The 15,485-nt window shown below is 65.2% G+C and carries 13 protein-coding genes; 7 read left to right on the forward strand and 6 right to left on the reverse strand.

All coding sequences use genetic code 11. The features are described 5' to 3' along the window. Positions 1-29: 29 nt before the first annotated feature. From hisS to ACREC7_RS08315, 5 genes are all read right to left on the reverse strand, one after another. Positions 30-1,532, reverse strand: coding sequence for a histidine--tRNA ligase (gene hisS, locus ACREC7_RS08295; protein WP_431555212.1), 1,503 nt, complete (start codon positions 1,530-1,532; stop codon positions 30-32). An 847-nt stretch (positions 1,533-2,379) separates the two neighbouring features. Continuing rightward, a complete protein-coding gene (locus ACREC7_RS08300) occupies positions 2,380-2,997 on the reverse strand; it encodes a hypothetical protein (protein WP_431555213.1) in 618 nt (205 codons plus the stop codon). 150 nt (positions 2,998-3,147) lie between these two features. Further along, positions 3,148-4,494 (reverse strand): glycolate oxidase subunit GlcF, encoded by a 1,347-nt coding sequence (gene glcF / locus ACREC7_RS08305; protein WP_431555214.1) that lies wholly within the window; start codon positions 4,492-4,494, stop codon positions 3,148-3,150. Positions 4,495-4,502: 8 nt separating this feature from the next. Beyond that, positions 4,503-5,738 (reverse strand): glycolate oxidase subunit GlcE, encoded by a 1,236-nt coding sequence (gene glcE / locus ACREC7_RS08310; RefSeq protein ID WP_431555215.1) that lies wholly within the window; start codon positions 5,736-5,738, stop codon positions 4,503-4,505. Further along, entirely contained in the window at positions 5,735-7,171 is a 1,437-nt protein-coding gene (locus ACREC7_RS08315; RefSeq protein ID WP_431555216.1) for an FAD-linked oxidase C-terminal domain-containing protein, read from the reverse strand. The genes glcE and ACREC7_RS08315 overlap by 4 nt, the downstream gene beginning before the upstream one ends. A 282-nt stretch (positions 7,172-7,453) precedes the next feature. On the opposite strand from ACREC7_RS08315, the gene ACREC7_RS08320 reads away from it, so the two are divergent. After that, positions 7,454-7,855, forward strand: coding sequence for a c-type cytochrome (locus tag ACREC7_RS08320; protein WP_431555217.1), 402 nt, complete (start codon positions 7,454-7,456; stop codon positions 7,853-7,855). 64 nt (positions 7,856-7,919) lie between these two features. Here ACREC7_RS08320 and ACREC7_RS08325 read toward each other — a convergent pair whose 3' ends face one another. Beyond that, on the reverse strand, positions 7,920-8,939 hold the full coding sequence (locus ACREC7_RS08325; RefSeq protein ID WP_431555218.1) for a TRAP transporter substrate-binding protein: 1,020 nt from the start codon (positions 8,937-8,939) through the stop codon (positions 7,920-7,922). Positions 8,940-9,109: 170 nt separating this feature from the next. Here ACREC7_RS08325 and ACREC7_RS08330 point away from each other — a divergent pair, with 170 nt between their 5' ends. The 6 genes from ACREC7_RS08330 to ACREC7_RS08355 form a co-directional block, all read left to right on the forward strand. Then, positions 9,110-9,895, forward strand: a complete 786-nt coding sequence (locus ACREC7_RS08330) for a (Fe-S)-binding protein (protein WP_431555219.1) — start codon at positions 9,110-9,112, stop codon at positions 9,893-9,895. Between the two features lie 6 nt (positions 9,896-9,901). Continuing rightward, entirely contained in the window at positions 9,902-11,332 is a 1,431-nt protein-coding gene (locus tag ACREC7_RS08335) for a LutB/LldF family L-lactate oxidation iron-sulfur protein (protein ID WP_431555220.1), read from the forward strand. Beyond that, positions 11,329-12,012 carry a LutC/YkgG family protein gene (locus tag ACREC7_RS08340; protein WP_431555221.1) on the forward strand — a complete coding sequence of 228 codons (684 nt, stop codon included), beginning with the start codon at positions 11,329-11,331 and terminating at the stop codon, positions 12,010-12,012. Before ACREC7_RS08335 ends, ACREC7_RS08340 begins: the two co-directional genes overlap by 4 nt. A 171-nt stretch (positions 12,013-12,183) precedes the next feature. Continuing rightward, complete coding sequence (locus tag ACREC7_RS08345) at positions 12,184-14,148, forward strand: polysaccharide biosynthesis protein (protein WP_431555222.1); 1,965 nt, start codon at positions 12,184-12,186, stop codon at positions 14,146-14,148. 4 nt (positions 14,149-14,152) lie between these two features. Next, positions 14,153-15,172 (forward strand): glycosyl transferase, encoded by a 1,020-nt coding sequence (locus ACREC7_RS08350; protein WP_431555223.1) that lies wholly within the window; start codon positions 14,153-14,155, stop codon positions 15,170-15,172. Beyond that, positions 15,169-15,485, forward strand: a 317-nt coding sequence (locus tag ACREC7_RS08355; protein ID WP_431555224.1) for an NAD-dependent epimerase/dehydratase family protein, incomplete at its 3' end; no start/stop codon positions are given. The genes ACREC7_RS08350 and ACREC7_RS08355, both read left to right, overlap by 4 nt.

Here is a 15,485-nt window from a genome sequence, read left to right on the forward strand (position 1 = left end):
CCTTTGTGACGCTTATCATCGGCCCCGTTCTAAGATTTGTGGCGGGCGAGCACGCCCCTGACCGCCTCGACCAGCTTGTCCTCAGGTACGGCGAACTGGGCCTCGGCCTGTTTCTTCAGATAGTCGTCGCGGTCCTTGATCGAGGTCAGCGTGGCGCCGAGGACGAGATCCTTGATCTGCACCTCGCCGCGTCCCTTCTCGTCGCCGCCCTGGATGACGACGCAAGGGCTCCTGCGCTTGTCGGCATATTTCATCTGCGCCTTCATGCCGGACTCGCCGAGATAGAGCTCGGCGCGGATGTTCGCTTCGCGAAGCCGCTGGGCCATGTTCTGATAGTCGGCCATGCGGTCGCGATCGAGCACCAGCACCACGACCGGACCTTGCGTTGCCTCGGCTGAAATCTTGCCGAGAGTCTTCAATCCATACAGAAGACGCGAGACGCCGATGGAGACCCCGGTGGCGGGGACCTTCTCGCCGGTAAAGCGCTCGACCAGACCGTCATAGCGGCCGCCGCTGACGACAGAGCCGAGGCGGATCGGTATCCCGCGCTCATCCTTGATGGGCGTGGTCAGCTCGGCCTCGAACACTGGGCCGGTGTAATATTCGAGGCCGCGCACGACGGACAGATCTACTCGGATGCGATCTTGGCCATAACCGCTGGAGTAAACAGTTTCGTCGATTGTCTTCAGTTCAGTCAGACCCGAGATCAGGGATTCAGGTGGCCCCTCTTCTATGACCTTGTTCAGCACTTCGACTTGAAACGCATTGCTAGGTCTCAGCCGTACGGCTTCCCACACGTCCATCAGAGCGCGCACCTTTTTGATCTGGACTGGGTCTAGGTTCGCTCCAGGTGTGAAGTCCCCGCTTTCATCTCGCCGGCCTGGACCAAGGAGTCTTTCAACGTCCGACCATTCAAATTTGTCCAGTTTGTCCAAGGATCGCATGACGGAAAGCTTTTGGTTGCGGTCGCTGATGCCGATCGCCTCCATCACACCATCGAGCACCTTCCGCGAGTTGACCTTCACCACATACTGGCCCCGCTCAACGCCGAGCGCTTCCAACGTATCGGCGGCGAGCATGCAAAGCTCCGCATCTGCGGCGACAGAGGAAGCGCCGACCGTATCGGCGTCGAACTGGGTGAACTGGCGGAAGCGGCCTGGGCCAGGCTTCTCGTTTCGCCACACCGGGCCAACCTGATAGCGGCGGAAGGGCTTGGGCAGCGTCTGGTAATTCTCGGCGACGTAGCGGGCGAGCGGCGCAGTCAAATCGTAGCGGAGCGACAGCCACTGATCGTCGTCGTCCTTGAAGGAGAAAACGCCCTCGTTCGGCCGGTCCTGATCGGGCAGGAACTTGCCGAGCGCGTCGGTATATTCGATGGCCGGGGTGTCCAGCGGCTCGAAGCCGTAAGCCTCGAACACCACCCTGATCTTGGCGAGCATGTCGGCGCACGCGCGAAGCTCGCTCGCTTGCGTGTCGAAAAGGCCCTTCGGCAGGCGGGCCTCGGGGCGGACCGGCTCGTCTTTCTTGCTCATGGGGATAGCGGTCGACGAAGTGGCTGTTGCCTCGCGGCTTCTAGCCCATAGGGGTGCGCCCAGCAAGCGACGTGGCTGCCTCTTACCTCCCCTTCGCGGGGAGGTCGGCGCGCATCGCGCGCCGGGTGGGGGCAAGCCTTGGAGCATGCGCTACGGCTCATTCGCTGAGCGCCCAACCCCCCACCCCAGCGTCGCAGGAGCGACGCCGGACCTCCCCACAAGGGGGAGGTAGGGAGTCTGTTGCATCCTTACCCCTTGCTCTGTCATTCCCGCGAAAGCGGGAATCCAGTAGCCCCTGACCTGTCGATCCTCTCGCCAAACTCTCCGACTCCTCGTGTTACTGGATGCCCGCCTGCGCGGGCATGACAAAAATATGCGCACGACGAGATGTCTCGCCGCACATCGTGCGCGAGGGATGAGGGGATGGCGCGCCGAAAAGCGCACTCCTTTATGGTTCGCGTCCGAAGACGCGCGGGCGCCTCTCGGCGCGCCAGAGGCGATGTTATCCGGGGCCGGCCCCGCTTTCGCCGCAAGTGTCCCGCCCGCGATCCTCATGCCGTTTCCAGCTTCCTCTCGGTGGAGAGGCGATCGCCGGCGTTTGGTGAAGACCTCACGGTCGTCAGCCAGCTCCTGGCAGGGCCTCTTAGTGGACCCGGGGGGAGCCCGGCGCCGCCCCGAGTGCTGACTTGCGAGCCAGCCCGCAGGGACACCGCACCCCGCCCCGCTTCACGACGCCTCATGATCGCGCCCCTCAGTGGACGAGGTGCTGTGAAGGATAGTTGCGCCTGAAGCTACGGGGATAAGTTATCGCGGCGTCATTCCGCTGGTGGGCTTGCGCCAGGCCGGATCAGGCGGTTCGCCAGGTTTTGGCCCCGACCACCCACAGATGTCTTTTCTTCTCCGCGCGTCCCTTCACCGAAAATCTCCGGTCGAGATAGGCGACCAATGCTAGGGACAACGCATGCCCGTAGAGGGCCCCGGCCGGACAGCCCTGAACGACCTCTGACGCCATTGCCCGGAGTAGCATGGCCATATAGCGATCACGTATGACGATCTGTGGAGCCAGTGTGTCGGTAGACGCCGCCATCCGGCGTCCTAGCAATGCCTCGAGCCGAGTGGGATCAAGCTCTACGACGATCGCCTCGAACTTGGACCCCGCGATCGAGAAGTGCGTCTCGTCATAGCCGCTCGGGAATACGCAGACGCTCCCAGCTCGCGCCACGAAATCTTCATTGCCACTGGAGTTAAGGACGCGAAAGCCGAGCTGGCCTTTGGTGATGAGACTGACATGCGCCCGATGCCATCCCCAGCAAACGTCTTGTCTTTCGCCGGCATTGTGCTTTTCCAACAAGAAGCCAGACCAAGGGGTAGACGCGCTCGTCAGAAGCGGCGTGTCGGTAGCGGGTACAATCTGGCCGCCAACGATCCCGGTAATCTGCTCCCTCGGTTTCTCTGATCTGAACATGAACGAGCCTGGCAGGAGCCCTCCCCGTCTTTGGTCTATGTCAGTATAGTGGGGCCCGAAGGGGGCTTGCAAAGCAATAGGTCAGGTGACCCTGATAGTCGGGGTGCTCGTGACACGTCCGTCCAGGAATACCGCCAGCAACGCCAGCCCTTACCGCGCCCCGGCGAGCTCCATTAGGCTCTCGATCGGGTGCACCTTGTCCTTGAGCTTCTCCAGCGGCTTGGGGCACGGGCCGCCGGTCGCCCAGTCGAGTAGCTCGATGGTATGCACCACGGGAACGGCGCTGCGGCGCTCTAGCTGGGTGATGCAGCCGATATTGCCGGTGGCGATGAGGTCCGGCTTCACGCTTGCGATGTTCTTGAGCTTCCGCTCGCGCAGTTGGCCGGCAAGCTCAGGCTGGAGGAGATTGTAGGTCCCGGCCGAGCCGCAGCAGATATGACCTTCCGGAACGTCGAGCACGGTGTAGCCCGCCTGGATGAGCAGCGCCCGGGGCTCGTTGCCGACCTGCTGGCCGTGCTCCAGCGAGCAGGCAGAGTGATAGGCGACGCGGAGGCTGGTCCAGGCAAGCGGCGGGAGCAGCCCAAGCTCGTAGATGAACTCGGTGATGTCCTTGGCGAGCCGCGACATTTCGGTGGCGCGCTCGGCATAGCCGCGGTCGCGGGCGAGCAGATGGCCGTAGTCCTTGACCATGGTGCCGCAGCCCGAGGCCGTGGTCAGAATGGCGTCGAGCTGGCCTTCGCGCAGCGTGCTCGACCAGGCATCGACATTGCGCCGCGCGGCCTTCTGCGTTTCGTTCTCGCGGCCGAGATGGTGCTGCAGCGCGCCGCAGCAAGCCTCCCCGCTCGGCATCAACACCTCGACGCCGTGGCGCTTGAGCAGCCTGATCGCGGCTTGGTTGATGGAAGGCTGCAATACCTCCTGCACGCAGCCGAGCAGGAGCGCCACGCGCTTGACCGGCTCTCCAGCGGGACGGATCACCGGCTCCGGCCTTGGCGTTCGGAGTGGCAGTCTCGACGGGGTGAGGGCAAGCGCTGCGGCGCCGGTCTTCATGCCGAGCGCCGAGACGAGTCCGCGGAAGGGACGGGCGAGCCAGCCGAACAAGAGCGCGATGCGGAAGCGGCCAGGATTTGGCAGCACCTTGGCGAGAAGCCAGCGCGTCACGCGTTGTCCCGGCGAGCGCCCCTTGTGCTCGATGCGGACCCGCGCGAGATCGACGAGATGCATGTAGTCCACCCCGCTCGGGCAGGTGGTCATGCAGGAGAGGCACGACAGGCAACGGTCGATATGGTGGACGATCGGCGCGGTGACGGCGCCCTGCTCGAACATCTCCTTGATCAGGTAAATGCGGCCGCGCGGGGAATCGCGCTCATCGCCGAGCAGCACATAGGTCGGGCAGGTGGCGGTGCAGAAGCCGCAATGGACGCAGCGCTTGAGCATGGCATCGGCGCGGGCGATGGTCGGGTCCTGGAGCTGCTCGTGGGAGAAATTGGTGTGCATGGGGGCGCCTAGACTCCGGGATACATGCGGCCGGGGTTGAGAATGCCGGCCGGATCGAAGGCTGCTTTCAGCCGCGCGGTCAAGGAAGCGAGCGGCGGGTCGAGCGGCTGAAACACCTCGACGCTTGCCCGCGTCGCCCGCTCGGCGCGGATCAGAGTGGCGTGGCCGCCGAATTCGGCGATGGCGCGGCGGATCTCCACGGTGCCGGCGTCGGAGGTCGGCGGCGTCTCGAGCCAGATCAGCCCGCCTGACCAATCATAGGAGACGCGGATGTCCAGCGTACGGGCGACGATGGAAACGAGCTTGGCGGCGCGCGAGGGAATGGTGGAGATGCGCCACAGCGGACGGTCGGAGCCGGCGAACATGCGCAAGGTCCTGATCTCCTCCCAGAAGGCCCGGCTCCGCGCATTGTCGAGCTCGACCGCCGGCGAATAGGCTGCGAGCCGGTCTTTCAGGCGCCCGACCCGGTAGCGCGCGGCTGCCGGGAAATTCTCCACCCTGATGGCGGTGACCGCGGCGCCGCCTCTGGCGACGTCAGGGTCGGACAGCTTGGCGGCGAGCGGGGCTTGCAGATGTACGGTGCCTGAGACCTCGAACGGCGTGCCGAGGCACAGCGTCATCACGTCGACGGCGGTCTGGTCCGGCAGGCCGAGGCAGAGCAGCGTGCGGGTCTCGGCAGCTACCGGGAGAACCTTCATGGTGACCTCGGTCACCACCGCAAGCGTCCCCCAGGAGCCGGCCATTGCCTTGCACAGGTCGTAGCCGGTGACGTTCTTCATGACGCGGCCGCCGGATTTGAAGGGCTCGCCCCAGCCATTGATGCAAGCAACCCCGAGCAGATGGTCGCGCGCGGCGCCAACCTGGATGCGGCGGCTGCCTGAAAGGTTGGTGGCGAACACCCCGCCGATCGAGGACTGTCCTGGATGCGTCCCGAGCGCCGGCCCGAGATCGATCGGCTCGAAGGCGAGCTGCTGGCTGTGCTCGGCGAGAATGTTGCGGATGTCGTCGAGCGGGGTGCCGGCGGCGGCCGACAGCACGAGCTCGCCAGGTTCGTAAAGCGAGATGCCGACGAGATGCTCGGTGCTTACTACCGAGCTCGACTGAATCCAGCGCCCGACCTCGTATTTGGAGCCGCGCCCTCTCACCTCCAGCGGAATTTTCGCGTGCGCCGCCTCGGCGACCAAGTCGGAAATCTCCCGCGACGTGGCCGGAGCATGGAAGCCGAGGCGCAGGTTCCCGGTCACTGGCGCTCGCGCCCTTCCAGCGGAAAGACCTTGGCGGGATTGAGCAGCCAGTCGGGATCGAACACGCCTTTCACTCGCATCTGCTGGGCGATGTCGGCGGCGGTGAACTGCACCCGCATCAGCTCGCGCTTCTCGATGCCGACGCCATGCTCTCCGGTCAGGCAGCCGCCGAGCTTGACGCAAAGCTTGAGGATCTCCGCCCCGCACATCTCGGCGCGCTCGAGCTCAGCCCGGTCGTTGGCATTGTAGAGGATCAGAGGATGCAGATTGCCGTCGCCGGCGTGGAAGATATTGACCACGCGGAATCTGTGGCGGCGGCAGATCTCGCCAACCTCGGTCAAGGCCTCGGGGAGCTTGGAAAGCGGAATCACGCCGTCCATGCAAAAATAGTCGGACAATTGGCCGATGGCGCCGAAGGCGGCCTTCCGCCCCTTCCAGATCGACACGCTCTCCTCGGCACTCTTGCTCGCCCGTACCACGCGCGGGGCATAGCGCTCGGCAATCTCGGCGATGGTCCCGAGCAGGGCGTCGATCTCGTCGTTGGAGCCTTCAACCTCGACGATCAGCATGGCCTCGACGTCGAGAGGGTAGCCGGCACCGGCGAAATTCTCGCAAACCTGGATCGCAGGCTTGTCCATGAACTCGATGGCCACCGGCACGATGCCGGCGGCGATGATGCCGGCGACGCAAGCGCCGGCGGCCTCCGATGAATCGAAGCCGAGCAGCATTGGCCGGGCGCCTTCAGGGGCCTTCAACAGGCGCACGGTCGCCTCGGTGACCACACCGAACTGTCCTTCGGAGCCCGTGATCAGACCAAGGAAGTCGTAGCCCGGAGCGTCGAGATAGTCGCCGCCGATGTCGATGACTTCGCCGTTCATCAGCACCATGCGCACGCTGAGCAGGTTGTTGGTGGTGACGCCGTATTTCAGGCAATGGGCGCCACCAGAGTTCATGGCGATATTGCCGGCGAGCGTGCAGGCGAGCTGGCTCGACGGGTCCGGCGCATAGAAATAACCATGCACCGCGGCGGCATTGGTGATGGCGATGTTGGTGATGCCGGCCTCGACGCGGGCCGCGCGGTTCGCCTCGTCGATGGAAAGCACCCGCGTCATGCGGCTGATGCCAAGCACGATGGAGTCTTCGAGCGGCAGCGCGCCGCCTGAGAGCGAAGTACCGGCGCCGCGCGGCACCACCTTGATCTTGGTGTCGTGGCAGTAGCGCAGGATCGCGCTCACCTCCTCGGTGCTGCCGGGCAGCACCACGGCGAGCGGCATGCAGCGATAGGCGGTGAGCGCATCGGTCTCGAAGGTGCGGCGGCCTTCATGATCGGTGATCAGCACCGCACTGGGCACGAGCTTCCTGAGCTGCCGGATGATCTCGTCACGGCGGCGAAGGATGGTCTCGTCGGGCTTCGGCAAAGTGAGTAGAGACATGGTGGCTCCAAGGGACGCGTGGCCCGTCCAACCGCACTTGGATATGGTCCCCCTTCAGCGCCAACGATGTTTCGCATGGGGACGGCGCCCTCGCAATATGCCCCGAACCCTTGGGAACTCCTCAAGTATTCGCCGGGTTATCATGCCGCATAACGAGACTTCTCGCCAATTGGCGGCTTCTGTTACAGTTTCCCCGCGGATCGAGAGCAAGCAGACTCTCGGGTCAACGCCGAAACGGGGCGCCAAGATCCCTGCCAGGCTCAGTCTAAGGGAGGTATGAGAATGAGGAAGGTACTGCGTGTTGCCGTCGCTGCGGTGGCGCTTGCGGTGTTGGGCGGGTCGGCCCAGGCGGCTGGCGATGCCGAAAAGGGCAAGGCGGACTTCACGACCGCGCTGTGCGCCACCTGTCACCAGATCGGTCCAGGTGCCAAGACGCTGGTGGGACCAGAGCTCAACGGAATCGTCGGGCGGAAAGCGGCGAGCGTGGCCGACTACCCCAGCTACTCAGCCGGTATGAAGAAGCTCGGCGAGGAGGGTTATGTCTGGACGGAAGAGAATATCGACAAGTGGATCGCCAACCCTAAGGCGTTGATCCCTGATTCGCTGATGTCGTTGACGTTTCCAGGCGTTCCCGACGCCAATACGCGGGCCGACATCATCGCCTATTTGGCAACGAACAAATAGCACCGGCAGTTCGCGCCGAACCCGCTCGCAGCCGGTCAAGCGGCTGCGGGCGGCGCCGTCGCCCTTAAGGTGCCGACGAGGCAGATGACGGCTTGGGGCTCGGCTTCGCGGCGCGGAATTTCTCGAGGTCGTCAAGTACCTTCTTGAAGAAGGGGTCGCGGCTGCCTTCTTCCTCAGCCACCTCGCCCCAGGCGCGGCGAAACGCGCCCATCATCTCGTCGGACCAGGTTTCGACCTTCACCCCATCCTTGGCGAGGTCGTCGAGCGCTTGGGCTTGCAGGCGCGGGCTTTCGGCTAGGGTGGCAAGCAGCATCGCCCGGCAGGCGGTGTCGAGCACGGTTTGCTGCTGATCGTCGAGCGCGTTCCAGCGGTCCTGATTGATGAGAAGCTCGAACACCGTCTCGGGCTGGTGCCACCCCGGCACATAGATGAGCTTCACGTGATCCTGCAGGCGCTGGCGCTCATCGACGGCGGGGGTGAGAAACTCCGCACCGTCGATCTCATGCTTGTCGAAGGCCCTGCCGAGCTTTCCGCCAGGCACGACCACCGTAGTGGCGCCAAGCCGCGACATGACGCGGCCGCCAAGCCCGAAGCCGCGCATGCGGAAGCCTTTGAGGTCCTCGGGCTTGCGGAGCTCCTTGGCGAACCAGCCCGAGGCCTCGCCGCCGCCGAAGGCGCACGGGATGACATGCACGTTCAGCTCGGCCTCGTCGTACATCTCCTGGTAAAGCTTCCGTCCGTCGCCGGCGAAGAACCAGTCGACATAGCCCTTGGCGTCAGGCCCGAAGGGGAAGCCGCCGAACAGCGCCGCTGCCGGCACCTTCGCCGCCCAGAAATTTGCCGTGGCGAAGCCGGCATCGACCTGCCCGCGCGAGACCTTGTCGAGGATCTCTTGCGGCTCCGTGCCGTCGCCCGGCTCTTTCAGGTCGAGCTCGAGAGCGCCGCCAGAGAGTTGCTTGACGAGCTTGGCAAGCCGCGCCGCCGGCTCGCCGAGCCCAGGCAGATGGGTGCCGTAGACGACGGGCATGGTGAGGCGCAAGGGCTCGGCCGGAATGCCGGGTCCGGCGGGCAAGACAACGAACAACGCGGCCCCCAAGCCTAAGGCCGCCCTGATCCTCCGCACTACCCCCTCCTGGTTCCGGTCGTGGCCGACTTCGGACTTCTTACGCCAGAGCGCCGATGGTACATCGGGGCGTCCCTATCCTGCCAGCCACCAGGCCCACCGGCCCCCAGGTCTTAACCATCAGGGTGAGAATGACGACGGAAGCAGCCGAAAAGCCGCCCTTGGTCGGGCTCTTCGTCACCTGTTTGGTGGATTTGTTGCGGCCGAGCGTGGGCTTCGCCGCGATCAAGCTTCTTAACGATGCCGGCGCAAGGGTCGAAGTGCCGGAGAGCCAGACCTGTTGCGGACAGCCGGCCTACAATTCCGGCGACCGGGCCGATGCCAAAGCGATCGCCAAAGCCGTGATCGAGACATTCGAGCGCTTCGACTATGTGGTGGCGCCGTCAGGGTCGTGCGCCGGGATGCTGCGCGTGCACTACCCTTCCCTTCTCGCCGACGATCCGCACTTCGCCGAAAGAGCCCGCGCGCTCGGCGCCAAGAGCTACGAGCTCACAAGCTTCCTCGTCGAGGTGCTTGGGTTCGACAAGGTTGCCGCGCGGTTCGACGGAACCGTCACCTATCACGATTCCTGCTCGTCCTTGCGCGAGCTGAAGGTGCGCGACGCGCCGCGGCGGTTGCTGGCAAGCGTGGAGGGGCTCGCGCTTACCGAGATGGAGGAGACCGAAGTGTGCTGTGGCTTCGGCGGCACTTTCTCGGTCAAATATCCGGAGATCTCCAGCGCCATCGACGAGGCCAAAGTCCGCAACGTCGTCAAGTCCGGCGCGGCTTGCCTGCTTGCCGGCGACCTAGGCTGTCTCCTCCACATCGCCGGCAGACTGTCACGCGACGGCTCGCCTGTGGAGTGCCGGCACGTGGCAGAGGTGTTGGCCGGCATGACCGAGGGCCCTGCCATCGGGCAAGCCCGGAAGGCTGGGTGAGCCGCCTTGGCCGACGCTTCGCCGCAAGACTTCAAGGAAAGCGCCGCGCGCGCGCTCGCCGACGCCAAGCTGCAGCGGGCGCTTCTCAACGTCAAACGCGGCTTCATCGTCAAGCGGGCAAACGCCAAGGCGAAGCTGCCTGAGTTCGACCTGCTGCGCGATGAGGCGCGCGCGCTGAAGGACCATACGCTCCAAAATCTCGACCTCTATCTCGAAGCCTATGAGCGGAAAGTCATCGACAGCGGAGGCCGCGTGCATTTCGCGCCGAGCGCGGCTGACGCGCGCGACATCGTGCTGAAGATCTGCAAGGAGGCCGGCGCCCGCCTCGTCACCAAGGGAAAGTCCATGGTGTCGGAGGAGGTCGGGCTCAACGCCCATCTCGAAGCCGCCGGCATCGAGGTGGCTGAGACCGATCTCGGCGAGCATATCATCCAGATCAGAGGCGAGGCGCCAAGCCACATCATCGCTCCGGTGATCCACCTCAACAAAGAGGAGATCGCCGAGGATTTCGTCCGCGCCCATCGCGGCCTGCCGCAAGACCGCTCCTTGAGCGCCGTGCCGGACCTCGTGGCCGAAGCCCGCGCCGTGCTGCGCCAGAAGTTCGTCGCCGCCGACGCCGGCATCACCGGCGCCAACCTGCTCATCGCCGAGACCGGATCGTCGGTGATCGTCACCAATGAGGGAAATGGCGATCTCACGCAGACACTGCCCAAGGTGCACATCGTCATCGCCTCGATCGAGAAGCTCGTGCCGACGCTCGAGGATGCCTGCACCGTGCTCAGGCTGCTTGCCCGCTCGGCCACCGGACAGGAGATCACCACCTACACCACGTTCGCCACCGGGCCCGCCCGCGAAGGCGATCCCGACGGCCCGCGCCAATACCACGTCGTGCTGCTCGACAACGGACGGAGCGAAATGCTCGGCGGCGACTTCCACGACATGCTCCGCTGCATCCGCTGCGGCGCCTGCCTCAACCATTGCCCGGTCTATGGCACGATCGGCGGCCACGCCTATGGCTCGCTCTACCCAGGCCCCATGGGGGCGGTGCTGACGCCGGCACTCTACGGCATCGACCACGCGCGGGACCTGCCCAACGCATCGAGCTTCTGCGGACGCTGCGAGGAAGTCTGCCCCATGGCGATCCCCTTGCCCTCGATGATGCGCAAATGGCGGGAGCGCGATTTCGAACGGGGCGATCCGCCGTTCCGGCAGCGCCTCGCTCTCAAGATGTGGGCCTTCGCGGCGAAGCGCCCGCGGCTCTATCACGCGCTTTCGCGCGCGATCGTGCCGTTGCTCGCGCGGCTCGCCGGGGGCCGCGGGCGTTTCAGCGCCCTGCCCTTCGCCGGCGCCTGGACCGGCACGCGCGATCTGCCGGCGCCGCAAGGCAAGACGTTTCATGAGCTCTACGGTGAGACGCGGAGGAGCGAGTCGCAATGACCCCTTCCGATCAAGCCCGCGCTTTGGTTCTGTCGCGCATCCGTGCGGCGCTCGGCGTCACGAGCAAGGACAGAAAGCGAGAGCAAGCGGTCGAGGGGCGCTTGCACAATCATCCGCGTGGCACGATCCCGGGCCGCGCGCGCGCCGACCATGAAGCCCTGCTCGACCTCATGATCACCATGCTCAAAAGCCAAGGCGCCGAAACCACGCGGGCAACGACCCCAGAGGAGGCCGTCCGCGTAATTGTCGGGGATCTCGGCGCCCATAATCTCCCCTCGATCTTGCGCATGGGAAACGATCCCATGCTTGGGGCGCTGCCCTGGGACACAGCGCCGCTACTCGAGCGGCTCTCCGGCCGCGCCGTGCCTGACGATCGCGCCGCCTTGTCGGGCGCCGTTACCGCCGTGGCGGAAACCGGCACCTTGGTCCTCGTCTCAGGGGCCGACAATCCGACGACGCTCGCCTTCCTGCCGGAGGTCCACTTTATTCTCGTCCGCGCCGGCGATGTGGTCGGCTCTTACGAAGCGGCCTTCGATCGTTTGCGCGCGATCTATGGCGAAGGCAGTCTGCCGCGCACCGTCAATCTGATCAGCGGCCCATCGCGCACCGCCGATATCGAGCAGACCATCGTCAGAGGCGCGCACGGGCCGAAACGGCTGCATGTGGTGATCCTCGGTTAGGCGCGGCTGCGAAGGGCATCTTTTCGCCGATTTTCTGCTGTTATGGAAATTGGTTGCGTGCTTCCGTTCGCCGGGGGCATCAGCTATGGTGCGGCGCACTCTGATTGAAGAGCGCGATGCCAAGACAAACGGGGTTCCGGCCAAAGCTGCCGGTTCGGGGTGGACCTTCACATGCGTTCAGCCGTCTGGCTCATCGAGCGGCCTCGCTGGTTCAAGCGATTCTTTCTCATCGCCAACGATTTGGTGCTGCTCACCATCGCGCTGTGGGCCGCCTATTCGCTGCGCTTGAGCCAGTTCTACATTCCTGAATCCTTCGGCATGATCTTGCTGATGGCGGCCGCGCCCATCATCGGAGTCATCACCTTCCATATGCGCGGGCTGTACAAGCTCGTCACCAGGTACATCGGGCCGGAAGGAACGACACGCATCTATGTCGCGGTGATCATCGCCGTGCTCGCCTGGGCGCTGCTGGTGCTCCTGTCGGGCATCAAGGGCCATCCGCGGTCGGTGGTGGTGATCTATGGCCTGATCGCCGCAGGCCTCATCCGTCTCTCCCGCCAATGGGCCGGCTCGCTGCTGCTGAAAGCGGCGCCGCAGCATAAACCGGTAAGCTTCGATGAACGCAAGAACGTCATCATTTATGGCGCCGGCACCATGGGCATCCAGCTGCTCAGAGCCCTGAACGAGACCAATCAGTTCAACATGGTCGCCTTCATCGACAACAGCCCATCGCTCGCAGGCCAGGTGGTGCATGGCGTCAAGGTGCTGCGGCCCGGCAAGATCGGCAAGGTGATCACCACCGAGAATGTCAAAGAGGTGCTGCTCGCCATGCCGTCGGCGCTGCGCAGCGAGCGGCGAGCGGCGATCAAGGCGCTCGAGCCCTTCCCGGTGGTGGTGAAGACGCTGCCGGCGCTGGAAGAGATCGCCTCGGGCCGCGTCGAGGTGAGCGATCTCAGGCCGATCGAGGTCGAGGATCTGCTCGGCCGCGATCCAGTAGCGCCGGAGCTTGAGCTGCTGACCGGCCACGTGAAGGACAAGGTGGTGATGATCACCGGAGCCGGAGGCTCGATCGGCTCGGAGCTCACCCGCCAGCTGCTCGAGCTTGGGCCGAAGACGCTGATCCTGTTCGAGCTGTCGGAGGTGGCGCTCTACGAGATCGATATGGAGATCGAAGAGCTCAAATGGCGCCGGGCCAAAGAGCCGGAGGCGGCGCCGCTCGCCGACACCAAGATCGTCCCGGTGCTCGGCTCGGTGCTCGACCGCAAGCTCGTCGCCCGCACCATCAGCAACTACGACGTCGAGGTGATCTACCACGCCGCCGCCTATAAGCACGTGCCGCTCGTCGAAGTGAACCCATTCACCGGGCTGCAGAACAACACCTTCGGCACGCTGACGCTGGCGGAAGCCGCCAAGGAGGCGCGGGTGGAGCGCTTCGTGCTCGTGTCGAGCGACAAGGCGGTGCGCCCCACCAACGTCATGGGCGCGAGCAAGCGGCTCGCCGAGCTCATCCTGCAGGCGCTGGCCGAGCCGCATGGAACGACCGTGTTCACCATGGTGCGCTTCGGCAATGTGCTCGATTCGTCAGGCTCGGTGGTGCGCCGCTTCCGCAATCAGATCCAGGCCGGAGGCCCGGTCACGGTCACCCACCCTGAGATCATCCGCTATTTCATGTCGATCCCCGAGGCGGCTCAGCTGGTGATCCAGGCCGGCGCCATGGCGAGCGGCGGCGAGGTGTTCGTGCTCGACATGGGGACGCCGGTGAAGATCGACGATCTCGCCCGCACCATGGTCCGCCTTTCGGGCCTCGAGGTGCGCGACGACGACAATCAAGACGGCGACATCGCCATCGAATATATCGGGCTCAGGCGGGGCGAGAAGCTCTACGAGGAACTGCTCATCGGCGAGAACACCACCGGAACCAGCCATCCGCGCATCTTCAAGAACTCGGAGCCGGTGCTTGCCCATGCCGAGCTGGTCGCGGCGCTCGAGCGTCTCGACGACGCCATCCAAAGGCACGACGAGGCCGATCTGCAAGAGATGCTGCGCGCCACCGTCGAAGGCTATAAGCCGGGGGGCACCGGCCATCCGGCCTCGGTCAAGGACGAGTGGCAGCCGGTCTCGCGCATGCTCCATTGAGGCGATGCAAGGAGCCCAATTCGTTCTGGCGATCGCCGTGGTCGCGTCGGCCGCGGCGCTTTCGAGCGTATTGATCTATTTCCTCAAGCCTCTGCTCGTGCGCTATCTCCTCGCCCATCCCAACGAGCGCTCCTCGCATGTCCGCGCCACGCCGCAGGGCGCCGGCGTTGGCGTCATGGTCGCGCTGTTCATCGTCTACGCCGCCGCTTGGCCGTTGTGGGGCGCGCGGGGCGGCCCCATGACGGCGCTATGGCCGGTGCTGGTTGCCGCTGGCGGGCTGATGGTGCTCGGGCTTGCCGACGATGCCCGCGCGCTGCCGGTCTTATGGCGCTTCATCGGCCAGACCCTTGCCGCCCTCGTCATGGTGCTCAGCCTGCCGGAGGACTTGCGGCTGTTCCACGGTCTCATTCCCGCCTTGCTGGAGCGGGCGCTGCTCGTGCTCGGCACCGTATGGTTCGTCAACGCCGTCAACTTTCTCGACGGGCTCGACTGGGTCACCGCGGCGCAGGTGGTGCCGATCACGCTTGGAGTGGCGGCACTCGCAGGCTTGAGCGCCGTGCCGGCAAGCATCGGGTTCCTGGCGCTCGTCCTGCTCGGCGCCATGCTCGGCTTTGCCGCCTTCAACAAGCACCCGGCGCAAGTGTTTCTTGGCGACGCGGGCAGCCTGCCGATCGGGCTCCTGCTTGCCTTCATGCTGATCACCGTGGCGGGAACCAACCTCGCCGCGGCGCTGCTGCTCGCGCTCTACACCATGTCCGATTCGACCATCACGCTCGTCCGCCGCGCGGCCAACCGCGAGCCCATCTTCACCGCCCACCGCTCCCATTATTATCAGCGCGCGGTAATCGCCGGCATGACGCCGCCGCAAGTGACGGCGCGGATCTTCGTGCTCGGCTTGCTGCTCGCTTCGCTCGCGGTCACGGCGGTGGTCCTCAACTCCACCATCGCCGACATCATATTGCTCGGGCTCGGCGCAGGTGCCACGTTCTATGTGCTCCATGTGCTTTTGCGAGGCGGCAAGTGACCGGGCGAACGATGCTCATCACCGGGGCGTCGGGCTTCATCGGCAAGCCTCTGGTGCGCGCGCTCGCCGCAAGCGGCTGGACGGTGCGTGCCGCCGCCCGCGACCCCGCCGCGATCCCCGACATGGCTGGCGTGGAGCGCGTGGCGCTCCCTGACCTTGCGCGGGAGGCAAATTGGTCGCCGCTCGTCGAGGGCGTGAGCCATGTCGTGCATCTTGCCGGCATCGCGCACGCGCCAGGCCAACTGCCTGACGAGGTCTATGCCCGCATCAACACCGACGTCGTCGGTGAATTGGCAAACGCGGCGTACGGGCG

Source organism: Methyloceanibacter sp. (assembly GCF_050728395.1).
In the GTDB taxonomy this organism is placed as follows: domain Bacteria; phylum Pseudomonadota; class Alphaproteobacteria; order Rhizobiales; family Methyloligellaceae; genus Methyloceanibacter.